22 protein-coding genes are annotated in these 22,649 nt (G+C 66.2%); 15 read left to right on the plus strand and 7 right to left on the minus strand.

Translation table 11 applies throughout. The annotated features are described in order from the left end of the window. The first annotated feature begins 100 nt into the window (after nt 1-100). The 4 genes from AC1D2L_RS16085 to AC1D2L_RS16100 all read left to right on the plus strand — a co-directional run bounded on the left by AC1D2L_RS16085 (nt 101) and on the right by AC1D2L_RS16100 (nt 3,645). Entirely contained in the window at nt 101-1,012 is a 912-nt protein-coding gene (locus tag AC1D2L_RS16085; protein WP_476846891.1) for an alpha/beta fold hydrolase, read from the plus strand. Further along, on the plus strand, nt 1,009-2,088 hold the full coding sequence (locus AC1D2L_RS16090; protein WP_476846892.1) for a tartrate dehydrogenase: 1,080 nt from the start codon (nt 1,009-1,011) through the stop codon (nt 2,086-2,088). Before AC1D2L_RS16085 ends, AC1D2L_RS16090 begins: the two co-directional genes overlap by 4 nt. A 98-nt stretch (nt 2,089-2,186) precedes the next feature. Beyond that, nucleotides 2,187-2,885, plus strand: a complete 699-nt coding sequence (locus AC1D2L_RS16095; RefSeq protein WP_476846893.1) for a TerC family protein — start codon at nt 2,187-2,189, stop codon at nt 2,883-2,885. 19 nt (nt 2,886-2,904) lie between these two features. Then, complete coding sequence (locus tag AC1D2L_RS16100; RefSeq protein WP_476846894.1) at nt 2,905-3,645, plus strand: TerC family protein; 741 nt, start codon at nt 2,905-2,907, stop codon at nt 3,643-3,645. 9 nt (nt 3,646-3,654) lie between these two features. Here AC1D2L_RS16100 and AC1D2L_RS16105 read toward each other — a convergent pair whose 3' ends face one another. Then, on the minus strand, nt 3,655-4,266 hold the full coding sequence (locus AC1D2L_RS16105) for a 4'-phosphopantetheinyl transferase family protein (protein ID WP_476846895.1): 612 nt from the start codon (nt 4,264-4,266) through the stop codon (nt 3,655-3,657). A 133-nt stretch (nt 4,267-4,399) separates the two neighbouring features. Here AC1D2L_RS16105 and AC1D2L_RS16110 point away from each other — a divergent pair, with 133 nt between their 5' ends. From AC1D2L_RS16110 to AC1D2L_RS16125, 4 genes are all read left to right on the plus strand, one after another. After that, nucleotides 4,400-5,107 (plus strand): AzlC family ABC transporter permease, encoded by a 708-nt coding sequence (locus AC1D2L_RS16110; RefSeq protein ID WP_476846896.1) that lies wholly within the window; start codon nt 4,400-4,402, stop codon nt 5,105-5,107. Next, nucleotides 5,094-5,411, plus strand: coding sequence for an AzlD family protein (locus AC1D2L_RS16115; RefSeq protein ID WP_476846897.1), 318 nt, complete (start codon nt 5,094-5,096; stop codon nt 5,409-5,411). Before AC1D2L_RS16110 ends, AC1D2L_RS16115 begins: the two co-directional genes overlap by 14 nt. Before the next feature lie 125 nt (nt 5,412-5,536). Beyond that, nucleotides 5,537-6,400 (plus strand): branched-chain amino acid aminotransferase, encoded by an 864-nt coding sequence (locus AC1D2L_RS16120; RefSeq protein ID WP_476846898.1) that lies wholly within the window; start codon nt 5,537-5,539, stop codon nt 6,398-6,400. 4 nt (nt 6,401-6,404) lie between these two features. Beyond that, nucleotides 6,405-7,385 (plus strand): NAD(P)H-dependent flavin oxidoreductase, encoded by a 981-nt coding sequence (locus AC1D2L_RS16125; protein WP_476846899.1) that lies wholly within the window; start codon nt 6,405-6,407, stop codon nt 7,383-7,385. 9 nt (nt 7,386-7,394) lie between these two features. On the opposite strand, the gene murJ is transcribed toward AC1D2L_RS16125, so the two are convergent. Both murJ and AC1D2L_RS16135 read right to left on the minus strand, forming a co-directional pair. Then, nucleotides 7,395-8,921, minus strand: coding sequence for a murein biosynthesis integral membrane protein MurJ (gene murJ, locus AC1D2L_RS16130; protein WP_476846900.1), 1,527 nt, complete (start codon nt 8,919-8,921; stop codon nt 7,395-7,397). A gap of 105 nt (nt 8,922-9,026) precedes the next feature. Beyond that, a complete protein-coding gene (locus AC1D2L_RS16135) occupies nt 9,027-10,061 on the minus strand; it encodes a glycosyltransferase family 2 protein (RefSeq protein WP_476846901.1) in 1,035 nt (344 codons plus the stop codon). A gap of 159 nt (nt 10,062-10,220) precedes the next feature. Here AC1D2L_RS16135 and AC1D2L_RS16140 point away from each other — a divergent pair, with 159 nt between their 5' ends. Beyond that, nucleotides 10,221-11,066 carry a ChbG/HpnK family deacetylase gene (locus AC1D2L_RS16140; RefSeq protein ID WP_476846902.1) on the plus strand — a complete coding sequence of 282 codons (846 nt, stop codon included), beginning with the start codon at nt 10,221-10,223 and terminating at the stop codon, nt 11,064-11,066. 127 nt (nt 11,067-11,193) lie between these two features. Further along, nucleotides 11,194-12,882, plus strand: coding sequence for a methyl-accepting chemotaxis protein (locus AC1D2L_RS16145; RefSeq protein WP_476846903.1), 1,689 nt, complete (start codon nt 11,194-11,196; stop codon nt 12,880-12,882). Nucleotides 12,883-12,962: 80 nt separating this feature from the next. On the opposite strand, the gene AC1D2L_RS16150 is transcribed toward AC1D2L_RS16145, so the two are convergent. Then, nucleotides 12,963-13,565: a superoxide dismutase gene (locus tag AC1D2L_RS16150; protein ID WP_476846904.1), complete on the minus strand. Its 603-nt coding sequence runs from the start codon at nt 13,563-13,565 to the stop codon at nt 12,963-12,965. 340 nt (nt 13,566-13,905) lie between these two features. Here AC1D2L_RS16150 and AC1D2L_RS16155 point away from each other — a divergent pair, with 340 nt between their 5' ends. Next, nucleotides 13,906-15,375 (plus strand): hypothetical protein, encoded by a 1,470-nt coding sequence (locus AC1D2L_RS16155; protein ID WP_476846905.1) that lies wholly within the window; start codon nt 13,906-13,908, stop codon nt 15,373-15,375. Here the strand turns inward: AC1D2L_RS16155 and AC1D2L_RS16160 are convergent, their stop codons facing one another. After that, nucleotides 15,376-17,529: a S9 family peptidase gene (locus AC1D2L_RS16160; protein ID WP_476846906.1), complete on the minus strand. Its 2,154-nt coding sequence runs from the start codon at nt 17,527-17,529 to the stop codon at nt 15,376-15,378. A gap of 340 nt (nt 17,530-17,869) precedes the next feature. Here AC1D2L_RS16160 and AC1D2L_RS16165 point away from each other — a divergent pair, with 340 nt between their 5' ends. The 3 genes from AC1D2L_RS16165 to AC1D2L_RS16175 all read left to right on the plus strand — a co-directional run bounded on the left by AC1D2L_RS16165 (nt 17,870) and on the right by AC1D2L_RS16175 (nt 19,650). Continuing rightward, nucleotides 17,870-18,286 carry a Ros/MucR family transcriptional regulator gene (locus tag AC1D2L_RS16165; RefSeq protein WP_476846907.1) on the plus strand — a complete coding sequence of 139 codons (417 nt, stop codon included), beginning with the start codon at nt 17,870-17,872 and terminating at the stop codon, nt 18,284-18,286. Between the two features lie 198 nt (nt 18,287-18,484). Then, a complete protein-coding gene (locus AC1D2L_RS16170; RefSeq protein WP_476846908.1) occupies nt 18,485-18,844 on the plus strand; it encodes a helix-turn-helix domain-containing protein in 360 nt (119 codons plus the stop codon). After that, nucleotides 18,841-19,650, plus strand: coding sequence for a DUF6456 domain-containing protein (locus AC1D2L_RS16175; RefSeq protein ID WP_476846909.1), 810 nt, complete (start codon nt 18,841-18,843; stop codon nt 19,648-19,650). The genes AC1D2L_RS16170 and AC1D2L_RS16175 overlap by 4 nt, the downstream gene beginning before the upstream one ends. Before the next feature lie 3 nt (nt 19,651-19,653). Here the strand turns inward: AC1D2L_RS16175 and AC1D2L_RS16180 are convergent, their stop codons facing one another. Both AC1D2L_RS16180 and AC1D2L_RS16185 read right to left on the minus strand, forming a co-directional pair. Beyond that, nucleotides 19,654-20,082 (minus strand): SufE family protein, encoded by a 429-nt coding sequence (locus AC1D2L_RS16180; protein ID WP_476846910.1) that lies wholly within the window; start codon nt 20,080-20,082, stop codon nt 19,654-19,656. A gap of 88 nt (nt 20,083-20,170) precedes the next feature. Continuing rightward, nucleotides 20,171-20,467 carry a hypothetical protein gene (locus AC1D2L_RS16185; RefSeq protein ID WP_476846911.1) on the minus strand — a complete coding sequence of 99 codons (297 nt, stop codon included), beginning with the start codon at nt 20,465-20,467 and terminating at the stop codon, nt 20,171-20,173. Nucleotides 20,468-20,857: 390 nt separating this feature from the next. On the opposite strand from AC1D2L_RS16185, the gene AC1D2L_RS16190 reads away from it, so the two are divergent. After that, nucleotides 20,858-22,621 carry a sensor histidine kinase gene (locus AC1D2L_RS16190; protein ID WP_476846912.1) on the plus strand — a complete coding sequence of 588 codons (1,764 nt, stop codon included), beginning with the start codon at nt 20,858-20,860 and terminating at the stop codon, nt 22,619-22,621. The last annotated feature ends 28 nt before the right edge of the window (nt 22,622-22,649 follow it).

Genomic DNA, 22,649 nt, shown 5'->3' on the forward strand with positions numbered 1-22,649 from the left:
GCCCCCCGACCATTGATCAGGATTGTGTAATAATCGATGCGAGCAATCCCCGAGCGATCGGGGTATCGCCTGCAGAGCGTTGCAACCCTACGATCCCAAAATGACCGTCACCGACCTTCCTGTCCGGGACAGCCTGTTCCCGGGCTTCCGCCTGCTTGATGTCACGACATCGGGCGCGCGGATTCGCGTGCGGACGGGCGGGCAGGGGCCGGCATTGCTGCTGCTGCACGGCTATCCGCAGAACCATGTGCTCTGGCACAAGGTCGCGGCCCGGCTGCAGGACCGCTTCACGCTCGTGTGCGCCGACCTGCGCGGCTATGGCGACAGCGAGAAGCCGCCGACCGACGCGCAGCACGCCCCCTATTCCAAGCGCGCCATGGCCCTGGACATGGCTGAGGTGATGACCGCGCTCGGCCATTCCAGCTTCGCCGTCGGCGCGCATGATCGCGGCGCGCGTGTTGCGCATCGTCTGGCGCTCGACCACTCCCACCGCGTCACGCGGCTGGCAACGCTCGACATCGCCCCCACACGCGAGATGTACGCCAACACGACGGACGCCTTTGCCCGCGCCTACTGGCACTGGTTCTTCCTGATCCAGCCGGCCCCATTTCCCGAGCGCATGATCTCAGCCGATCCCTCCGCCTACTGGCTCAAGAAATGCGGGTCGGGTTCGGCCGGCCTGACGCCGTTCACGCCCGAGGCGCTTGCCGAATACCAGCGCTGCTTTGCCGATCCAGCCGTGATTCACGCCAGTTGCGAGGATTATCGCGCCGCAGCGACCATCGACATAGCTCATGACGACGCCGATGGCGGCCGGAAGCTCGACCAGCCGCTGCTGGCGCTCTGGGGCGAGCACGGCGTCATCGGCCGCTGTTTCGATCCGCTGGCGCTTTGGCGCCTGCGTGCACAGGATGTGCGCGGCCATGCCTTGCCTGGCGGGCACTATCTGGCGGAAGAAGTCCCTGATCTCGTCGCTGCCGAATTCGCTGCCTTCCTTGGAGTATCACCATGACCGGAACCAATCGCGTCCATCGCATCGCCGTGATCGCCGGCGACGGGATCGGCAAGGAGGTCATGCCCGAGGGCCTGCGCGTGCTCGAGGCCGCCGCGAAGAAATACGGCTTTTCCGTGCAGGTGGACGAGTTCGACTTCTCCTCCTGCGACTACTACGCCAAGCACGGCAAGATGCTGCCGGACGACTGGAAGGCCCAGATCGGCGGCCATGACGCGATCTTCTTCGGCGCGGTCGGCATGCCGGCGCAGGTGCCCGATCACATCTCCCTGTGGGGTTCGCTGCTGCTGTTCCGGCGCGAATTCGACCAGTATGTGAACCTGCGACCCGTGCGCCTGATGCCCGGCGTCCCCGGCCCGCTGGTCGGCCGCAAGCCCGGCGACATCGACTTCTTCGTCGTTCGCGAAAACACCGAGGGCGAGTACTCCTCCGTCGGCGGGCGCATGTATGCCGGCACCGAGCGCGAGATCGTCATGCAGGAGACGGTCATGAGCCGCGTCGGCGTCGACCGCGTGCTGAAATACGCCTTCGAACTGGCCATGCGCCGGCCGCGCAAAAAGCTGACCTCCGCCACCAAGTCCAACGGCATCTCGATCACCATGCCGTACTGGGACGAGCGGGTGAAGGAGATGGCGAAGAACTATCCCGAGGTCACCGTCGACCAGTACCATATCGACATCCTGACCGCGCATTTCGTGTTGAATCCCGACCGTTTCGACGTCGTCGTGGCGTCGAACCTGTTCGGCGACATTCTGTCCGATCTCGGCCCGGCCTGCACCGGCACCATCGGCATCGCGCCCTCTGGGAACATCAATCCGACCGGCGAATTCCCCTCGCTGTTCGAACCGGTGCACGGCTCGGCGCCTGATATCGCAGGCAAGGGTATCGCCAATCCTGTCGGCCAGATCTGGTCGGCTGCGATGATGCTCGACCATCTCGGCGAGACCGAAGCCGCCAAGGGCATCGAGGCCGCGATCGAGCGCGCTCTGGGCGACGCCCGCACGCGGACCCGCGATCTCGGCGGCAGCCTGGATACCGAGGCCGCCGGCAAGGCTGTCGAACAGGCTCTGGGCTGACGACGTTGAAATGCGTGCCCCGCTACCGCATGCTGGAAATCCGGCATGCGGTAGCGGAGCACATCGTTGGCAAGATTTAGGAACGACCGGATATGGAGATGTCTACCCTCTTCGCGACCGACCCCTTGATGTGGGGGAAGCTGTTCGAAATCGTGATGCTCAATATCGTCCTGTCGGGTGACAACGCGGTCGTCATCGCCCTGGCATGCCGGGCGCTCGCGCCCGGTCAGCGGACGATCGGCATCGCACTCGGGGCCGGCGTCGCGGTCGTGATGCGCGTGCTCTTCACGGTGCTGATCGCCTCGCTGCTGAACATGCCCTTCCTGCACATCGTCGGCGCGGTCCTCCTGGTCTGGATCGCGGTGAAGCTGATCATCGAGGATGGCGAAAGCGACGACAACGCGATCGCCGCCAGCAGCAAGCTCTGGAAGGCCGTCCAGACCGTCGCAATCGCCGATATCGTCATGAGCCTCGACAATGTCCTGGCGATTGCTGCCGTCGCCAAGGACTCGATTGCGCTGCTGGTCGCGGGCCTGATGATCTCGATCCCGCTTATCGTGGTCGGCGCTTCGCTCATCACCGGCCTGCTGAGCCGTTTCCCGATCCTGGTCTGGGCGGGTGCCGCCCTGCTCGGCTGGGTCGCCGGCGAGATGTTCGACAGCGACCCCTGGCTGATCAAGACATTCGGTGAAGCGCTCTTGCACAAACTCGAATACCCCGCCGCAATCCTGGGCGCGCTTCTCGTGCTCGGGCTTGGCTATTGGCTCAAATCCCGCCGGCCCGAACCGGCCCTCTGACACAGGGATAGACCGTGTAATGGACTTCTCATCATCCCAATTCTGGGTATCGCTGCTCCAGATCATCTGGATCGACCTGCTGTTGTCGGGCGACAACGCGGTGGTCATAGCGCTGGCCTGCCGCTCGCTCCCGCCAAAACAGCGGACGGTCGGCATCTGGCTGGGCGCCTCGGCGGCGATCGGCTTGCGCATCATCTTCGCGCTGGTTGTCACCTACCTCCTGCTGGTGCCGTATCTCAAGATCGTCGGCGGCCTGCTGCTGTTCTGGATCGCGGTCAAGCTCGCCATGGGCGAGGAGGAGTCGCACGACAACATCGAGGGCGGCACATCGCTCTGGCAGGCGGTGCGAACCATCGCGATTGCCGACGCCGTGATGAGCCTCGACAACGTCATCGCCATCGCCGCCGCTTCGCGCGGACACCCTGAACTGTTCATCTTCGGCCTGCTGCTCTCGATCCCGCTGATCATCATGGGCGCGCAGTTCCTGACGGCCATCATTACCAAATACCCGATCCTGATCTGGCTCGGTGCGGCCCTGCTCGGCTGGATCGCGGCGGAGATGCTGATCGGCGACATCGCCGTGCTGCAATGGCTGCAGGTCAACAAGCCGAGCTGGGTGACCACTGTGCCGCTCGATGTCAGCGCCATCGGCATCGCACCGGCCAAGATGCCGCACTATGTGAGTTCGGTGATCGGAGCGCTGTTTGTCTGCGTCGTTGCCTACCTGCTGAAGAAGAAGCCGGCCGATCAGCCCGGCTGATCCCTGCCTTCAGCCCATCGTCACCATCGCGGCGGCCAGGATCTCCTGGCCGCCGTTCTTTTTGATGATCCGCCCGAGGCCCGAGGTCACGCCTGGGCAATCCGGATCGTCAACGGCAAGGCTTTCGTCCTCGCCCAGTATCACGCAGAAACTCTCTGGGGCTCTCACGAAGCCAAGGCCCAACGCTTTCACATAGGCCTCCTTGGCGCTCCACAGCCGGGCGAAATCCAGAGCCCTTGTGGCCGCGGGAAGAGCAAGCAGAGCCGTGCGCTCGCGCGGGTGCAGCGCTCCAAGCGGCAATGCGAGAGCCGGATCGACCCGCTCGACATCGATCCCGACAGGCCGCTGCGCGAGCGCAATGGCGACGAAACCGCCGCGCGTCGCCAGCGAGATGTGAAGGCCTGCGTGCCCCGGGGCTTCCAGCAGGGGGCGGCCGTTCGCGTCATGGGCGATGCCGATTTCCGCTGCCGGCACGCGCAGCTGCCGGGACAGGATGGTCCGGGCGGTACCGCGCCGCAGCGCCGAACGCGCGACCAGATTGGCCGGAGCTTCGCCGGTCGCGATCAGCCAGGCAGCAGGCAGGTGGGGCGCGATCGCATCGGGGGAGGTCAGCCAGATCATGCGCTCAGCGTAGCCAGCCGGCCGGGATTTGTCCCGTCCTGCGCTCCGGTCATGGAGCGCCTACAGGCACGCGCATTGACGCTTGGGCCCAGCGGGCATTTGGAAGGGGAATGCCTGTGCGAGTTCTCGACCGATGATCGACAAAGCCGCTCCCCTGACTTGGCAGGGCACGCTGCTGGGCGTGCGCCGTGTCTCGGTGCTGATCCCCGGAATCGTGGTTTTCGCGGTGGCCTTCGGTGCAGCTGCCGCTGCAAAAGGGCTTAGCCTGCTCGACACCATGCTGATGAGCGCCTTCGTCTATGCCGGCGTGGCCCAGCTCGTGGCGATGGAAATCTGGCGGCCCGAATGGACATGGGGCGCGATCGCGGGCCTTGCCGCCGTCACGGCGACGGTCAACGCCCGCATGATCCTGCAGGGCGCGTCGATCCAGCCATGGCTCGCGCGATATCCCTGGGCGCTCAATGCAGCCCATCTGTTCCTCTTCACCGACGCAAACTGGTTGATCGCCACGCGCTATCGCGCCGAGGGCGGCCGCGACCTCGGCCTGCTCGTCGGCTCCGGCATAGTCCTGTGGATTGTCTGGCTCGTGACCACGGGGGTCGGCTACATGCTGGGCGCGCTGGTGGCCGATCCGCGTGTGTATGGCATCGACCTCGTCATGCCGATCTTCTTCGCCAGCATGATCGTGCCGATGTGGCGCGGACGGCGCGCGGCGCTGCCCTGGGTGGTTGCGGGGCTGGTCGCGCTCGTCACGGCCAAGCTGATGGACGGCTACCTCTTCATCATCATCGGTTCGCTTTCGGGCGCTGTCACGGGAGCCTTCCTCGATGGCCCTGCCTGAGCTCGGAACCTGGGGCCCTTATGTCGCGATCGCTGCGATGGCGCTCGCGACCTATCTCTGCCGCATCTCCGGCGTCGTGCTGATGAGCTTTATCCCGCTGACCCCGCATGTCCGCCGAGGACTGGCGGCGCTGCCGGGCTCGATCGTCGTTGCCACCGTGCTGCCGTTGATCGAGAGGCTCGGTCTGGCGGCTGCGCTGGCGCTCGTCGCTGCCATCGGCAGCATGTTGCTGAAGCGCAGCGAACTGCTCGCCCTCGTCGTCGGAATGGCGGTGGTCTCGGCTGCCCGTGCGTTCGGTCTCTGATCCATCAGCCGTTCGGATTGCACCCATCACATCCCGTCATCGCCAGTGAGCGCACTGTGTGTTGACGCGGACGAGCCGCAGGCAGACGGTGCGGCCACCAAATTCGGATGAGCAGGAGCGCCTTGATGGCCTGGTATTCGCAGACATGGACCTGGTTCGGGGGAGAATGGCTTGAGGGCAACCCGGGCATCGCCGGGCCGCGCAGCCACGTGCTTTGGCAGGCCTCGTCCGTCTTCGACGGCGCGCGCTATTTCGACGGCGTCGCCCCCGACCTGAACCTCCACGCGGCGCGCGTGAACCGCTCGGCGACGGCCATGGGCCTCAAGGCCAGCATGCCGACCGAGGAGATCATCGCCAAGGCGCTTGAAGGCGTAAAGAAATTCAGCGGCGACGTGCCGCTCTACATCAAGCCGATGTATTGGGGCGAGGCCGACGGCCCCTCGAGCATCATGCCTGATTATGACTCCACCCAGTTCTGCCTGTGCCTGTTCGAGGCGCCGATGGGTGACCCCGGCAAGGGCTTTTCGCTGACCAAGGGCGCTTATCGCCGCCCGACGATGGAGACTGCGCCCACCGACGCCAAGGCCGCCTGCCTTTACCCCAACAATGCCCGCGTGCTGCGCGTCGCCAAGGAAGCCGGCTTCGACAATGCGCTGGTGCTCGACATGCTCGGCAACGTCGCCGAGACCGGCACCTCCAACATCTTCCTGGCCAAGGATGGCGTGGTGAAGACGCCTGTGCCGAACGGGACCTTCCTGAACGGCATCACGCGCCAGCGCGTCATCGGCCTGTTGCGCCAGGACGGCGTCACCGTCGAGGAAACCAGCCTGAGCTACGACGACTTCCTCAACGCCGACGAGATTTTCGGCTCCGGCAATTATTCCAAGGTCATGCCGATCGCCCGCATTGACGACCGCGTGCTGCAGCCCGGCCCGCTCTATCGCAAGGCGCGCCAGCTCTACATGGACTTCGCGCACTCGAAGGCCTGACCACATGACACGCCTCGTCACCCGGCTGACGCAAAGGCTCGGCATCGACCATCCGGTCGTGTCCGCGCCGATGGCGTTGGCCGGGGGCGGGGCGCTTGCTGCGGCCGTCACGCGGGCCGGCGGGCTCGGCCTGATCGGCGGCGGCTATGGCGATGCCGCCTGGCTCGAGAGCCAGTTCGCAGCCGCTGGCAATACGCGTATAGGCTGCGGCTTCATCACCTGGTCGCTGGCGAAGCAGCCGCATCTGCTGGGCGCCGTGCTCGCGCACAGGCCGGCTGCACTGATGCTCTCCTTCGGCGACCCAACACCCTTCGCAACCGAGATCGCGGAGGCCGGCGTTGCGCTGATCTGCCAGTGCCAGTCGATCGCTCATGTCCGGCAGGCGCTGGATGCCGGCGCGGCGATCATCGTGGCGCAGGGCGCGGAGGCCGGCGGGCATGGCCACCGACGCGCCACATTGCCCTTCGTGCCCGAGGTTGCCGATCTGATCGCGCGCGAAAGCCCGCAGACGCTGTTGCTGGCGGCAGGCGGCATCGCTGATGGCCGCGGGTTGGCTGCTGCACTCATGCTCGGCGCCGACGGCGTGCTGGTCGGGACCCGGTTCTGGGCCAGCCGCGAGGCGCTGGTCCATGCGAACCACCAAGCTGCGGCGGTTGCTGCGACCGGTGATGCCACCGTCCGCTCGTCGCTTCCGGACATAGCCCGCCAACTGGATTGGCCAAAACCCTTCGACATCCGCGTCAGCGACAACGCCTTCATCCGCAAATGGGCTGGGCGCGATACCGAGCTGAAAGCGGGGATTGAGGAGGAGGGGCCCGCCTACCGCTCCGCCTTCGCAGCCGGCGACCCTCAGAACGCTGCGGTGATTTTTGGCGAGGCCGCTGGCCTGATCACCGATATTCCCTCGGCAGGCGAGATCGTCGAGCGCATGGTCGACGAGGCCGTCGCGGTGCTGGCAGCCGGAGCCACGCTCGTCCAGCGCTGACGCAAAGGCTCAGCGCAGCAGCCGCAGAAGCCCGGCCGCCTTCAGGCCACCCGCGACGATGACGATATAGATCGCTCCCGCAAGCACGCCGACCACCGCCAAGGTTGCGAGGCGCTGTTCAAGCGGAAAGCCCGCCAGTGCCATGAGCAGGACGGGCGTCAGCACGCGCGCGACGATACCTGCGATCACCGCCCCCGCGAGCACGATGACGATCAGGCCGGGCAGGCGCCGGTCGGGCTTGGTCAGGCCGCGCCTGAGCGCCAGCAGGAACAGCGCGCCCGCATTGATCCAGGCGCCGGCCGCGGTGGCGAGCGCGAGGCCTGGCGCACCCCAGTCGCGCCAGAGCAGCAGCTTCAGCGCGACATTGGTCGCAATTGCCGCGAGTGAGATCAGCATCGGCGTTGTCGTATCGCCGCGCGCCTGGAAGCTTGCGACCTGGCTGCGGATCAGCACGATCGCTGGCAGGCCGACCGCATAGGCGAAGAGCACTGCACCCGCAGCCTGGCTCGCGGTGGCGTCAAACCGCCCGCGTTCGAACAGGGCGGAGACGATCAGTTCGGGGATTGCAAGGAAGGCAGCCGCGAAAGGCGCCGCCATCACGATCGTCAGCGCAACGGCGCGGTTCTGCGCGTTGTTGGCGCCGCTGACGTCGCCGGCCGCGAGCATCCGGCTCATGGTCGGCAGCAGGACGGTGCCGACGCCGATGGCAATCACGCCGATAGGCAGTTGATACAGGCGCTCGGCGTAATAGAGCGCGGAATAGGCGCCGCGCGGCAAGAGCGAGGCGATGATCGTGTCGGCGAAGAGTGCGATCTGGACACCCGCCGAGCCGATGACGGCAGGCCCGAAGGCTTTCAGGAAGCGCTTCACGTCCGCGTCGATCCGGGGACGTGCCAGGGCTGCTGCAACGCCGGCCCGGCGCGCGGCGACAGCCAGCAGCAGCCATTCCAGCACACCCGCAACCGCCACGCCCCAGGCGGCGGCGTAGGCCGCGCTCGGAAACAGGAAAGCGACGAGCAGGGCCACGATCAGGCAGAGATTGAGCAGGACAGGCGCTGCCGCCGCCACGGCAAAGCGGTCGACAGCATTCAGATTGGCCGAAAGCAGCGTCACCATCGTGATGAAGAGCAGATAGGGGAAGGTGATCCGCGTCAGCGAAACGGCAAGATCGAAGCGTTGCGGGTCATTGGCGAAGCCGGGTGCGAGCAGGCGCACGATCTCGGGCATGAAGGGCAGCGCGAGCGCCAGAAGCACGAGCTGCACGATCAGGTTCAGCGTGAAGACGCGGTTCGCAAACAGCGCGGCTGCGGCAGGTCCCGCCTGCTGGCGCACCCGCGCATAGGCCGGGATATAGGCCTGGTTGACCGCCCCTTCGCCGAAGATGGTACGGAAATGGTTGGGCAGGCGCAGCGCGACCGAGAACGCGTCCATCATCGCGCCAGCGCCGAGCGTGGCGGCAAGGACGATATCGCGCACAAAGCCCGAGACGCGCGAAAGTAGGGTGAAGCCGCCGACCGACAGGATCTTTCTGAGCATTGCGTCCCTACCGGCGGGCTTCGTCGCAGGCCGTCTTCCTGTGCAGCCGCATAGCGGCGTCTGCCCGGATGGTCCAGTGCGCTCTGTCGCGCGCCGACGCCAGCCCTAGCGGATCAGCGGCGGCAGTGCGTCGCCACGCGGATGGTCGACGGTGCGCGCATCGAAGCCAACGCGCTCGCCGATCAGATAGAGCGGCCGCCGCTTCACCTCGGCGAAGATGCGCCCGACATATTCGCCGATCATGCCCAGCGAGATCAGCTGGATACCGGAAAAGAACATGATCGAGACGATCAGCGACGGGAAGCCCGGCAGATCCGTGCCGAAGAACAGCGTGCGCAGCAGGAAGAACAGCGCCGCAAACGCTGCGATGATGGCGATCAGCACGCCGGCCCATGTCGCGATCTTGAGGGGGATGGTCGAGAATGAAGACAATCCGTCGAAGGCGAAGCTGAACAGCTTCCCAAATCGGAATTTCGTCTCGCCAAATTGCCGGTCCGCAACCTCGAAGGAGACGCCCGTCGAGGGAAAGCCGACCCAGGCATAGAGCCCCTTGGAGAAGCGCGCCCGCTCCGGCAGCGCCCGCAATGCGTCGACGACCTTGCGGTCGAGCAGGCGGAAATCGCCGGCACCCTCCGGTAGCGGGGTTTCGCCGAAATAACCGAAGATCCGGTAGAACGCCTTGGCGAGGTTGCGCTTCGTCGCGCTCTCGCCCTCGCGCCCTGCGCGCTGGCCATAGATGTTGAGGAAGCCCTCGCGCCATTTGGCGAGGAAGACAGGAATGACCTCGGGCGGATGCTGGAGGTCGGCATCCATGATCACCACGGCCTCGCCGCGCGCATGGTCGAGACCGGCAGCGATGGCGATCTCCTTGCCGAAATTGCGGCTGAAGGAGATAGCACTGATGCGGGGGTCGCTCGCGTTCAGAAGCTTGAGCACGGCAAGGCTGCCGTCGCGGCTGCCGTCATCGACGCAGACGAGTTCCCAGGATGAGACCTGCCCGGCGAGAACGGCGTTCAGCCGCTCGACCAGCAAGGGCAGGTTATCGGCCTCGTTATGGACGGGCACGACGATCGAAAGCTCGGGCCGCGCGGTCTGGGGCCGGGATTGCGTCTCATGCGGGGCGGCAACTGTATCGGACACGAAAGACCTCTCCGCGTCTCTCGCCAGCCGACGCCGGCTTGAGGCTCGACAGGCGGGACGCGATCTGCACACAAACCTCGAAGCCGCGCCCTCCGCAAGGGCAGGCGACTCCCTCGCGGCCTTTACACGGCCCAAGATGAACCGGAAATAACAGACCAGATGCCGAGTGGTTTCGTTCTCTGCGCCGATGATTTTGCGCTGACCGATGGCGTCAGCCGGTCGATCCTGACGCTGCTGGAAGGCGGCAGGCTCTCCGCAGCCGGCGCGATGACGAACCGCCCGCATTGGCGCGCCTTTGCGCAGGATTTCGCGGACCATGGCGAGCGCGCCGACCTCGGGCTGCACCTCAACCTAACCTGCGCCGCACCGCTGGGAGCGATGCCAGGTCTCGCTCCGGGCGGTGTGCTGCCATCTCTGTCCACGGTTGCGCGCGGCGCGCTGGCCTCCGCCGCCATCCGGCGCGAGATCGGCGCCGAAATCGCGCGCCAGCTTGACGCATTCGAGGATGCGCTCGGCCGCGCCCCGCGCTTTCTCGACGGCCACCAGCATGTCCATGTCCTGCCTGGGGTCCGTGCGGCGGTGCTGGATGCGTTGCGGACGCGGTACCCGGTGGGCAGCGTCTATCTGCGCGATCCGTCCGACAGTCTGCGGGCGATTCGCACGCGGGGTGTCGGCGTGGGAAAGGCGCTGGTCATTTCAGGCTTGGCCCGCGGCCTGCGTCGCGCAGCGACGGCCCGCGGCATTCCGCTCAATCGCGGCTTTTCGGGCGTCTCCCCGTTCGATCCCGCTCGCGAGTTCGGCGCCGACCTCGCGCGCTTCCTGATCGCGCCGGGGCCGGCCCATCTCGTCATGTGCCATCCTGGCTTCATCGACGACGAACTGGCGACGCTCGATCCCGTGATCGCGACGCGCCCGCTCGAGCATGACGCGCTGACGCGCTTCGTGCCCCCGCCGGGCATGGCCATGGTCAGGTTCACCGAATTGCCGGGGTCGGCGACGCCCTGACGGTGCTCGGAAACGCGATTTAGCTGACGCAACGCAAGCCATTCTTTACCTCGTTCGTTCATCCTGTTTGGGGCGGCCTTATGGGATGGGTTCGCTTTGCTGGGCGACGACCGGGGATATCAATACGATGACATGGTTCAAGCGGACTGCGGCAGGCAGCCCGGCTCCGGATTCGGTCAGGGTTGGCGCCCGCCTCTCCCTCAGCAGCCAGATCGCAGGCGCGGCGGTCGCAATCGTCGCTATCGCCATCGTCTTCGTCGTCATCGGCGTCGCGCGCTATAACGAGACCAAGACGCGCGGCGATCTCGAGGAGAAGATGACCGCGCTGACCACGATGGTCGTCAACGTGGCGCCCGCGCTGATCCTGGCGCGCGACACCACTACGCTCGGCTACATCCTGGAATCGCTCCGGCGCGACCCCGATTTCGACTCCGGCATCGTCGCCGATGACGTCTCGGCGCTCGCCAGCGCAGGCCGCAACGAGGAGGCCCGCCTGTCGCTGACGCCCCGCGCGCTGACGGCCGCCCTCGGAATGGAACCCTGGGCGAAGCTCTTGGAAACCCGCGAGGCCCAGATCGAGGACAGCTCTTATGTCATCAAGCTCTATGGCGTGAGGGTCGGCGGCAACCAGAAGCAGATCGGCTATGTCGCGATCCGCTTCGACAAGACTCGTCTCGCCGCCCGGGCGAACTGGGAGCACGTCGCCACCATCGGCTTCGGCCTGGCCATCCTGCTGGTCCTCGGGCCGCTGCTGTGGTTCTCGCTGTCGCGCACCATGAAGCCGCTGACGAGCATGACAAGCGCGATCGTCAGCCTGTCCGACGGCAAGCTCGACACCCCGATCGACGCGATGGGCCGGCGCGACGAGATCGGCGCCATCGCCCATGCACTCGGCATCCTCAAGGTCAGCCTCGCCGAGCGGGCGACCCTGCAGGAGAAGCAGCATGTCTCCGAATCGGAGCGCCGCCTGCACCAGCAGCGCGTCGACCAGTCGATCGACATGTTCCGTGCAGAGGTCGGCGCGGCGCTGGAAGCCTTCAAGAGCAATGCCGATCGCATGAGCGAAGCCTCAGACGGGCTGGCCCGCGTCGCCGCCGAATCGTCCGAGCGCGCCGCCCGCGCCGCGCAGAACAGCCACGGCGCCTCGGCCAACGTCGAAAGCGCGGCCCAGGCTGCCGAGGAGATGGGCGCTGCCATTCGCGAGGTCGAGTTTCAGGTCCGCCGGGTCCGTACCGAGATCGTCGCTGCGGCTTCGGCCTCCCGCGCCACGGCAAGTTCGGTGCATGCGCTCGACGAGACCGCGCGCGCCATCGGCGAAGTCGTGAACCTGATCCGCGACATCGCCGCGCAGACCAATCTCTTGGCTCTCAATGCGACCATCGAGGCCGCCCGCGCCGGCGAGGCCGGGCGCGGCTTTGCCGTCGTCGCCTCTGAGGTCAAGAGCCTCGCCTCCCAGACCGCCGATGCCACCGACCGCATCGTCGCGCAGGTCGGCGCCATCCAGGGCGCGACCGGCGAAGTCGTCGGCGCGATCCAGAACATTGCCGAGCGCATGGGCGCGATCGAGAATTTTGCGAACTCGGTTGCGACCTCGATCGAGCAGCAGGCGATTGCGACTGGCGAGATTGCCAGCGGCGTCGCGATGGCGAGTTCGTCGGCGCTCTCGGTCTCGAGCGATCTCAGCGTGCTGGCCGACAGCGTCGAGGAAACCGGCCGTTCCGCCGAACAGGTCCGCGATGCCTCTAGCGAAGTCGCAGCGCAGGCCCTGCGCCTGGGCTCGACGGTCGACCAGTTCCTCCACAGCGTCGCCGCCTGACAGAAGGCAGCCACAGCGTCCGCAAGACAAAAAAACGGGGCCGCGAGGCCCCGTTCTCATATCCGGACCTGACTTTAGGCTCAGGCCTTCGAGGCGGCGTCGAAACGCTCGGCCACATAGTCCCAGTTCACCAGGCTCTCGAGGAACGCCTTGAGATAGTCGGGACGACGGTTGCGGTAGTCGATGTAGTAGGAGTGCTCCCAGACGTCGACGCCCAGGATCGGGGTCGCGCCGGTGACCAGCGGGCTCTCGCCATTGGGGGTCTTGCTGACGGCGAGCTTGCCGCCCTTCACCTCGAGCCAGGCCCAGCCCGAGCCGAACTGGCCGACGCCTGCGGCGACGAAGTCTTCCTTGAACTTGTCGACCGAGCCGAACGAATCGACGATCGCCTTCTCCAGCGCGCCGGGGATCTTGCCGCCGCCATTGGGCTTCATCCACTTCCAGAAGTGGAGGTGGTTGTAATGCTGGCCGGCATTGTTGAACACGGCCGGGTTCTTGCCGTGGGAGGCCTTGACGATCTCCTCGAGGGACTTGCCCTCGAATTCCGTGCCCTTGATCGCGTTGTTGCCGTTGGTGACATAGGCGAGATGATGCTTGTCGTGGTGGAACTCGAGCGTCTCCTTCGACATGAAGGGCTGGAGTGCATCATGCGCGTAGGGCAGGTCGGGAAGGGTAAAGGTCATAGAGCCTCTCCTTGGGCTGTCAGATCGCTCGGGCTGAGCAAACCGCTAAAAATGAGAATGGCTTGCCGATGAACGGCACAGGTGTCGGAGCGCCCCAGGACGATCCGCCATTCCGGGTAACAGTTAAGCCTCCGCATGGTCACGGGCAACTGCCGGTGCGAGCGGTGAGGCCATGTCTTTGGGGAGGACGCCTCATTACGGCCGGATTCGTGGGGATACCGGGATTTTCAGATATAGCCTGAATGGGATATTGAAACGCTCCCTTATTCAATACGTTAGATGATGGCGGAACCATTCTGGGTTCCGTCGGCCCTCGCGCCGCCTTTTCAGGAATGCAGCAGTGATCATCCTTTTCGTCCTGGTGGGCGTTCTCCTTCTCGGCGGCGGCGCGGCGACCATCATCGACGGTCTGCCCTATCTCGTGCTCGAGCGCGGTTTCACGCAGGTCATCGTCGGCACTGTCGCGGCTACGGGCGGTGTCCTGATGCTGGCGCTGTCTCGTGTGCTCCTCGAGTTGCGAAAGGTCAGGACGACCCTGTCCAACGCGATGATGGCAGTCTCCGTCGCGTCGATGTCCGGCGAGGTTTCGGCGCCGGCGCCGGCCCTCGCGCCCGGCTCCTCAGGTGACGCGGCGTTGGCGACGGGAGCAGGGCTGGCGGCGGGAGCAGGTGCTGCCCTGGTCGCGACACAGGTCTCTGCCGGCGAAACCGGGACAGAGGACGCGCCGACGTCCGACAAGCCCGCCGACCACGAGACCGACGAGCCGGATCTGTTCGCGCAGGCGTTGTCGCGGGACGACGATGCCGACTGGCACGCCAGCGATGCCGAAGCGGCCAGTGCCGAGGAGCCCGCGGAGCCGCAGGAAGCGCCGGTCTACGATCAGCCCGCCTGGCTCGGCGAGGTCGATCTGGAGCGCGAGCAATCCACCGAAGCCACTTCGGAGGCTGCTCCCGAGAGCGATCTGGAGCCCGTGGAGCCCACGGCCGACCTGCCTGAACCCGACCCGGAGCCGGACCATGCAGGCGCCGAGGCGGCCGATCTCACGAGCCACGAGCCGGCCGAACAGGTCGCGAGCTACGACAAGCGGACCGAACCCTGGCTGGGTTGGCCTGAAAAGGCCGACGAACCCATCGCCGAAGCCGAGGCCGACAAGGCCAGGACCGCTGCCGCCGATGAGTTCGACACGCTCCGCGAGAGCCTTGCAAGCCAGCTTGCCGAGCCCGACGGCAAGACAGACGCGCGTTCAGGCCATGATGCGGCGCTGGCCGACCCGCTGCACGATGCGGAAACCTGGATGACGTCCTCGGGCACGCGCCGCGAGCCGTGGTTCGAGCAGCAGGATGGCCAAACCGCGGTCGCTGCGGAGCCCGGGGTCGACGATGCCGTCGAAGCAGCGCACACCCTCCAGCCGCCGCCCTGGCCGCCGCAGACGCGTGACCATGCGGTCGAGCCGACATTCACGGCGACCTGGGACGACGCCGACCGGCAGGGCGAGTTGGCGGCCTCCGAGACCGATCCGGCTGAGCCCGCCGACGCGACGCCTGCCGAACCCGTCGAACAGGTATCGGCTCCTCCCGCAGCGATCGAGCCCGCCGAAATCGACGTCTCGCCGGCTCCGGAACCAGAGCCTGCACCGCCGGCGGCGTCGAATGAAGGCATCGTCGGCGCCTATCAGGTCGGCGACGCGCATTTCACCATCTTCGCCGATGGCTCGATCCAGGCGCGCACGCCCGATGGCGACTACAAGTTCGGCTCGATGGAGGAGCTGAAGACCTATCTCGCCAGCGAGAAGAGCCGGCTCGGCGTCTGATCAGCCGAGCGGCTTGCGCGCCTGCGGCCAGGCCTCCCCGACGGCCTGGATCGCAAAGGCGTAGGCCAACGCGGTTTCCTTGAGCGAGTCGAAGCGGCCGGCCGAGCCGGCATGGCCGGCATCCATATTGGTGTGCAGCAGCACCGGCCCGCCGGAGATCATGGTCGCGCGCAGGCGCGCCACCCATTTCGCCGGTTCCCAATAGGTCACACGCGGATCGGTCAGGCCCGCCATCGCCAGGATCGGCGGGTAGGCCTGAGCCTGGACGTTGTCATAGGGCGAGTAGCTTCGGATGAAGTGGAAAGCCTCGACGTCGCGGATCGGGTCGCCCCATTCGGGCCATTCCGGCGGCGTCAGCGGCAGCGTGTCGTCGAGGATCGTATTCAGCACATCGACGAAGGGCACCTCGGCGATGATGCCGGCGAAGAGTTCCGGCGCCAGGTTGGCAACCGCTCCCATCAGCATGCCGCCGGCGCTGCCGCCTTCGGCGACGATGCGCGCGGGGGCCGTGAAGCCGCTCTGGCAGAGCTCGTGCGCAGCGGCGATGAAATCGGTGAAGGTGTTGGTTTTCTTGTCGCGCTTGCCCTCGAGATACCAGTTCCAGCCCTTGTCCGTGCCGCCGCGCACATGGGCGATGGCATAGACGAAGCCGCGATCGACGAGGCTGAGCGGGCGCGTCCGGAACGAGGCCGACATCGCCGAGCCATAGGAGCCATAGCCGTAGAGCAGGCAGGGTGCGCTGCCGTCGAGCTTGATATCCGCGCGGTGCAGGATCGAGACGGGCACCTTCGCGCCGTCCTTCGCCGTGGCGAAAATCCGTCGCACGCGATAGGCCGCCGGATCATGTCCGGACGGGACCTCCTGCCGCTTCAGCAGAACACGCTCGCCCGTCACCATGTCGTAATCGTAGGTTTCGGCCGGGCGCGCCATCGAGGCGTAGACGAAACGCAGCGTGTCTGTCTCGAACTCGTAGCCTGCATCGAGCCCCAGCCCATAGGCTTCCTCGTCGAAGGCGATGCTGCTTTCGGTGCCGCTGTCGAGTTCGCGGATGACGATGCGCGGGAGTCCGTCCTCGCGTTCGAGACGGATGAGCCGCCCCTTCAGGCACAGATGGCTCAGGATCAGCCGGCCGGGCTTGTGGGGTATGAGATCGCGCCAGTTTGCGGGATCGGGCGAGGCGACGGGCGTGGTCACGAGCTTGAAGTCCACGGCCCCGTCGGCATTGGTCAGGATCATGAACTCATCGCCGTGATGCTCGACGCTATATTGCCTGCCGACCTGTCGTGGTGCGATCGTCACGGGCCGGGCATCGGGGGCGGCGAGGTCGAGCACGCGGATCTCGGAGGTCTCGTGATCGCCGATCGAGATCAGCAGGAAGCGGCCCGACTGCGTCTCGTCGATATCGACGAACATGCCGGCGTCGCTCTCGTCATGCAGCACTTCGTCATCCGCCTGGGCGGTGCCGAGCCTGTGGCGCAGCACCTGCGAAGGGCGGTGGTCGGCATCAAGCCTGACATAGGCGAACGAGAGCGCATCGCGCGCCCAGACGATTTCGCCGGTCGAGTCCTCGATGCGGTCGTCGAGATCGCGCGCGCTCGCGAGATCGCGGACCCGGATCGTGTGCAGTTCCGAACCCGCCTCGTCGGCGCTCCAGGCCAGCAGCTTGTGATCGGGGCTGTGCACGGCGTCGCCGAGGTCGAAGAAATCCTTGCCGTCCGCCAGCTTGTCGGCATCGAGCATGATCGCCTCGCGGCCGGCCTCGCCGCGGGGCTTGCGGCAGATCAGCGGATGCTCGCCGCCCTTGCGGTAACGCGAATAGTACAGGAAGGGCCCGTCGGGCTGCGGCACGCCGGCATCATCCTCCTTGATGCGGCCGCGCATCTCCTTCACCAGCAGGCGCTGCAATTCGCGCGTCGGCGCCATCTGCGCCTTGCAATATGCGTTCTCGGCCTCGAGATAGCTGCGGATGTCGGCTGGAAGTACATCAGGGTCACGCAGCACATCTTTCCAGTTGACCGCGCGCAGCCACGAATAGTCGTCGCTGAGTTCGGTGTCGTGGACGATGCGGGTCTGGCGTCGCACCTCGGCCTGCGGGGGGGTGAGCAGCTTGCGGTTTCGCGCTGATTTCGTCGATTCCGTAGGCGTTAGCGGCATTTCGATCCCCTTCTGATCCGCGAGAGGTAGAGAGCGCGCCGGCGGTTGACAAGGCGAGCACCGAGCGCGCGAAACTAATCTGCGGAAACATTTGCTAACACCTGTGAAAACACCGCTCCGCGCAATATTGATTGTGTTTCATCGTATTCGTTTAAAGATATTGGGTTGCAGCGCCGTTAGTGATCGACTAGATGAACGAGAGATCGATCCGTTGGGATGATTCTGCGGCTGGGGGTCCTTGACCAACCCTTGGCCCTTGTCAGGACAGGCACAACCGTCCCGGGACGCAGGCGATCACCACAGACTTTAGGTCCAAGAACACAGAAGGAGTGATCTCACCATGCTTGACAATGACGGATCGGATTTTATTGAGCTGACAGCGGACATCGTCTCCGCCTATGTCTCGAACAATTCTGTTCCAGTATCCGATTTGCCGGCTCTGATCGCCGATGTTCACTCCGCGCTCGGTCGCGTTGTTGGCGGTGTAGCCCCCGTCGTTCCGGCGGAAGCTCCCAAGCCTGCAATCCCGGTGAAGAAGTCGATCACTGCCGACTTTTTGATCTGCCTGGAGGACGGCAAGAAGTTCAAGTCGCTCAAGCGCCACCTGCGGACGCAGTACAACATGTCGCCCGAGCAGTATCGTGAGAAGTGGAGCCTGCCGCCGGATTATCCGATGGTTGCGCCGAACTACGCCGAAGCCCGCTCGCAGCTGGCGAAGAAGATGGGTCTGGGCCAACAGCGTCGCAAGCGCCGCTGAGGCAGGTCCCGGTCCACTCGCCGGGATTTCGACCAAGACTACCGCAGGGCTGCCGGACTTCCGGTGGCCCTTTATTTTTGGGCCGCGCCCGCGGCCGGCGAGCCCGCGAGCTAAGCCCTTGCAATTCATGAAATAGGAATATATACCTAAAGTTCATTGTCGCGCGGCGGACGGCGGCGCTCTCATGGAGAACATACAATGAACATAGACCAAGGCAAGCATCATGACCCGCTGGGCCTCACCGCTGCGGCGCGGCTGACCGAGGCTGCCATCGCGACCATGGCAGGGCTTCCCGCCGCGAGCATGCGCCAGACGAGGCGGGGTCGCGGCCCGGTAGCCCAGGCGCGCCAGACGGCGATGTACCTCGCCCATGTCGCGTTCGGGCTGTCCCTGACGCGCGTCGGCATCTGCTTCGGGCGCGACCGCACCACCGTCCGCCACGCCTGCGAGCTGACCGAGGATCGACGCGACGATCCCGCCTGGGAACTCGGTCTGGCGGCTCTGGAGGCGGGGCTGCTCGCCCTGAGCGGAGCACTCGCTTCGGAGGCACGTTCATGAACGCCGGACAGGCCATGCAGCGCGATTGCGAGCGGTTGCTGCGTCACCTCCAGAAGGCCGGGGCCTTCGCCGTGGTCTCGCCGCTTGGTTGCGGCCGCATCGCGCTGTTCCGCGACGAGACCGGGACCAGCCTCGGCGCCGGATATGTACCGGCCGCTGCGGCTGACGCGCTGGTTGCAGAGGGACGGGCCGCATGGGACGGGACGGGCAGGGGGCAGCGATTGCTGGCAACGCCAGAACCCGCGCCGCAGCGCGCGTTGGCGAGCCGGGTCATGGTCGTCGATGGCGTCGCGCAGGCTGTCCTGGTGGACGAGCGCGAAAGCCCTTTGCTCTGGCTGCATCGCCGCCTGGGCAAGGACGGCCAGCCGCAGATTTCGGCCGCGCAGTTTGCTGCTGGCGAACGCTTCCGCTCTGACCTGACACTCGCCCAGATGCTGCCGCGCACGACGATGAACTGGGACGCCTCGCTCGCGCCGGGCGTACGCAACGTCGGTCCGCGCGACCCGGCCAGCGCCTCGGACAGCGCGCTTGCGGCGCGCCAGCGGGTGCGCACCGCGTGCGAGCGCCTGGGCCCGGAATTGTCGGGGCTCGCGATCGACGTCTGTGGGTTCCTGAAGGGGCTCGATCAGGTCGAGCGCGAGCGGGGCTGGCCTGCGCGCTCGGCCAAGATCGTGCTGCGGCTGGCGTTGTCGGCGCTCGCGACGCAGTACGGCCTCGAGATCCCGGAGGGCTCCGGCCGCCGGCACGGAGCCTGGCGCGCGCAGGATGCGCGCCCTGCCATCATGCCCGGTGCTGCGCGCGGCTGAGGCTCAAGTCTCGAGCGCGGCCCGGGCGTCGGATTTGATCCGGTCGATCATGGCGCGAACGCCGTTCGAGCGCTGCGGCGTCAGATGCGCGGCCAGCCCGAGCTTCTCGTAGATCGCGAAGGCATCTGTCGCCACGATGTCGCGGGCGGTGTGCCCGGAATAGATCGCCAGCGCCAGCGCCACCAGCCCGCGTACGATATGGGCGTCGCTGGCGCCCCGGAAATGCAGCACGGGCCCGGTTTCCGGCGCCTCTTCGCGACGCATATCGAGCCAGACCTGGCTGGCGCAGCCGCGCACCTTGTTGACGTCGTTATGCGCGGATTCCGGCAAGGGTTCGAGATCGCGCCCGAGCTCGATCAGGTAGCGATAGCGATCGTCCCACTCCTCGAGCAGGTCGAAGTTATCGATGATGTCGTCGAGGCTTGCACTCATATCCGGTCCGCGACCGCCGTTGCGGGCGAGGGGGTATGCAACGGCGCGAGGCAAGCGTCTTCGGCGCGTCGCGCCGCGCCGTCAAGCCTCAACGCAAGCGAGGCGCACTCTCTCTTGGCGGAGCCTCGGCGCGGCCCGATAGCGCCGGCAGCGCCATGGCGAGCAGGCGCTGGCGCGTCTCGGGGTCGAGCCCCGCCAGGATCTGCGCGGTTTCGCGCGCGGCCGACAGGCTCTGGGCGGCGCTATCGACGTCGATCTGCGAGGCGGACCTCGCCAGGCGCTGAGCCGCGGCGCCGATCTCGGTACCTGCATGCTTCTCGCTCTGGACGGGCGAATTCAGCGCGATGACGCCGATGACCGCTAGGCTGCGCAGGATATAGGCCATAACCGATCCCCAATTCGGCCGGTGGGTCTAGCCCGCCCCGGCATTCGTCTTCCCGAACCCTCAGCGACCATAACCGCAGAACTCGGAAGATGGCGTCATTCCGGCCCGATGCATTTGAATTGATTGCCACTCTCGATCTTCAGCTTCCATTCACCCTGACGCAACATCGCGAAGCTGCGAATCATGTGGCCGAAATTCCGTAACCCGCTGGAATAACGTGGCTAATCGCGCGAGCATGGCTTGAAGGGCGCCGACAGGACGCTCCGCTCTTAAGCCCCGCTTAAACCGCTGTGGCGAGGATTGCTCCAACACGGGCAGTCAGAGCCCGCCAAGGGTCAGGCGTTGCAGTTTCCTATGAAGATAGCGGCGATAAAAACTCAGGTAGCGGCGATGGTGCACGCATCCGTGCCGCCGAATTCGCTCGAATGGGTTCGCCATGAGCGCTTCATCCTGACGCGACTGTGCATAGGCGCTGTCGCGCTCGGGCTCGCGCCGGCCTATCTCGCATGGCGCGGCACGCCCGGCGTGCTGGAAGCCATCGTGCTGCTGGCCGCGGCGCTGCCGCTTCTCTCCGCTCTCCTGCTCTCGCGGACCGCCCGGCTCGACCTCGCTCACTGCGTGTCCGCAACTGCGCTCGCGCTCTTCATCTGCGCGCTTTCGGGCATGACCGGCGGGGCCGTCTCGCCCCTGCTGCTCTGGCTCGCGGTCGTGCCCGCCGAGGCGACCTTCTACGGGGCCCGTCCCTATGTGGTGCGCGCCAGCGCGATCGCGGTTGCCGCATTGCTCAGCGTGCTGGCGTTGCATCAGTTCGGCGTCTACGCCGCGCCTGCGCCCTGGACCGCCGCAATGATGCCGGTCCTCGTCACGCTCGCGATCCTGCATTCCATGGCGATCGCCATCGGCTTCCTGCGCCGGCGCGACGACGAACTGCTCGAGCACCGGGCGACCGATGCCCGCGCACGGCTTTTGCTCGACCATGTTGGAGATCTCGTCACCTGGCACGACGCCAACGGCGGCGTCGTCTTCGCCAATGAAGCGGCGAGGGCGCTGACCGGCGCCCTGCCGGTAGAGCTCTACGGCCGTGGCCTGCTCGACCGCGTCCATGTCGCCGACAGGCCCTTATTCCTGAAGGCTTTGAGCGATGCCGTCCACGGCACCGCTGGCGCCAGGGTCTGCTTCCGCACGCTCTTCGTGCCGCAGGGCGAGGGCGCCCAGGCTCCGGTTTCCCTCTGGCTGGAGATGCAGGCGCATCGGATCGCCAATCCCGGACTGAACGGCGCCGCTGTCGTCTGCGTGATGCGCGATATCACCGCGCGCCGGGCGGTGGAGGACGAGCGCGAGCGCGGCCATGCCGAGGCTCTGAAGGCCAATGACGTGAAGGGCCACTTCCTCGCCACCGTCAGCCACGAACTGCGAACTCCGCTCAATGCCATCATCGGCTTTTCCGAGATGCTGAGCAGCGACGTCCAGAACTGGCTCGACGACGCGAAACGCCAGGAATATGCTCGGATCATCCACGATTCCGGCCACCACCTGCTGGACGTCGTCAACACCCTGCTCGACATCTCGAAGATCGAGAGCGGCGCAATGACGCTGGAGCAGGATGCGTTCGATCTCGGCGCTGTCGCCCAGGATTGCTGCGCGCTGATGGCGCTGCGGGCTGAAGGCGGCGGCATCACTTTGGAGCGCGTCCAGGGGCCCGACTTGCCAGTGGTCGTCGGCGATCGCCGCGCCCTGAAGCAGGTCATGATCAACCTGCTGTCGAACGCCGTGAAGTTCACGCCGGCGGGAGGGCGCGTCGTGCTTGCCCTGGTCCGCGATGGCGACATGGTCGATCTCTCGGTGTCCGACACCGGCATCGGCATCTCTGCCGCCGATCTGCCGAAATTGGGTGATCCCTTCTTCCAGGCCAAGGGCTCCTATGACCGCACCCATGAAGGTACAGGCCTCGGCCTGTCCGTCGTGCGCGGGCTGGTCGGCCTGCATGGCGGCAAGCTGACCGTCGAGAGCGCTCCCGGAACCGGCACGCGCGTCGCCGTCAGGCTGCCGATCGGCGGGGTCGCCGCGACCTCCCAGCCGGTGAAAATTGCGACCTTCGCCAGGGCTCCGCGCCGGAGCATGGAGACCAAGGAACCCGTCCGCCTCACCGCCTGACCAGATACGACGACGCCACCCGCATAAC

It is taken from the genome of Allobosea sp. P1_B10 (assembly GCF_056406735.1).

Bases quoted from the DNA above. Each gene is read 5' to 3' on its own strand.
- AC1D2L_RS16085 (WP_476846891.1), top strand. From the start codon at position 101: ATGACCGTCACCGACCTTCCTGTCCGGGACAGCCTGTTCCCGGGCTTC.
- AC1D2L_RS16090 (WP_476846892.1), top strand. From the start codon at position 1,009: ATGACCGGAACCAATCGCGTCCATCGCATCGCCGTGATCGCCGGCGAC.
- AC1D2L_RS16095 (WP_476846893.1), top strand. From the start codon at position 2,187: ATGTCTACCCTCTTCGCGACCGACCCCTTGATGTGGGGGAAGCTGTTC.
- AC1D2L_RS16100 (WP_476846894.1), top strand. From the start codon at position 2,905: ATGGACTTCTCATCATCCCAATTCTGGGTATCGCTGCTCCAGATCATC.
- AC1D2L_RS16105 (WP_476846895.1), bottom strand. From the start codon at position 4,266: ATGATCTGGCTGACCTCCCCCGATGCGATCGCGCCCCACCTGCCTGCT.
- AC1D2L_RS16110 (WP_476846896.1), top strand. From the start codon at position 4,400: ATGATCGACAAAGCCGCTCCCCTGACTTGGCAGGGCACGCTGCTGGGC.
- AC1D2L_RS16115 (WP_476846897.1), top strand. From the start codon at position 5,094: ATGGCCCTGCCTGAGCTCGGAACCTGGGGCCCTTATGTCGCGATCGCT.
- AC1D2L_RS16120 (WP_476846898.1), top strand. From the start codon at position 5,537: ATGGCCTGGTATTCGCAGACATGGACCTGGTTCGGGGGAGAATGGCTT.
- AC1D2L_RS16125 (WP_476846899.1), top strand. From the start codon at position 6,405: ATGACACGCCTCGTCACCCGGCTGACGCAAAGGCTCGGCATCGACCAT.
- murJ (WP_476846900.1), bottom strand. From the start codon at position 8,921: ATGCTCAGAAAGATCCTGTCGGTCGGCGGCTTCACCCTACTTTCGCGC.
- AC1D2L_RS16140 (WP_476846902.1), top strand. From the start codon at position 10,221: ATGCCGAGTGGTTTCGTTCTCTGCGCCGATGATTTTGCGCTGACCGAT.
- AC1D2L_RS16145 (WP_476846903.1), top strand. From the start codon at position 11,194: ATGACATGGTTCAAGCGGACTGCGGCAGGCAGCCCGGCTCCGGATTCG.
- AC1D2L_RS16150 (WP_476846904.1), bottom strand. From the start codon at position 13,565: ATGACCTTTACCCTTCCCGACCTGCCCTACGCGCATGATGCACTCCAG.
- AC1D2L_RS16160 (WP_476846906.1), bottom strand. From the start codon at position 17,529: ATGCCGCTAACGCCTACGGAATCGACGAAATCAGCGCGAAACCGCAAG.
- AC1D2L_RS16165 (WP_476846907.1), top strand. From the start codon at position 17,870: ATGCTTGACAATGACGGATCGGATTTTATTGAGCTGACAGCGGACATC.
- AC1D2L_RS16170 (WP_476846908.1), top strand. From the start codon at position 18,485: ATGAACATAGACCAAGGCAAGCATCATGACCCGCTGGGCCTCACCGCT.
- AC1D2L_RS16175 (WP_476846909.1), top strand. From the start codon at position 18,841: ATGAACGCCGGACAGGCCATGCAGCGCGATTGCGAGCGGTTGCTGCGT.
- AC1D2L_RS16180 (WP_476846910.1), bottom strand. From the start codon at position 20,082: ATGAGTGCAAGCCTCGACGACATCATCGATAACTTCGACCTGCTCGAG.
- AC1D2L_RS16185 (WP_476846911.1), bottom strand. From the start codon at position 20,467: ATGGCCTATATCCTGCGCAGCCTAGCGGTCATCGGCGTCATCGCGCTG.
- AC1D2L_RS16190 (WP_476846912.1), top strand. From the start codon at position 20,858: ATGGTGCACGCATCCGTGCCGCCGAATTCGCTCGAATGGGTTCGCCAT.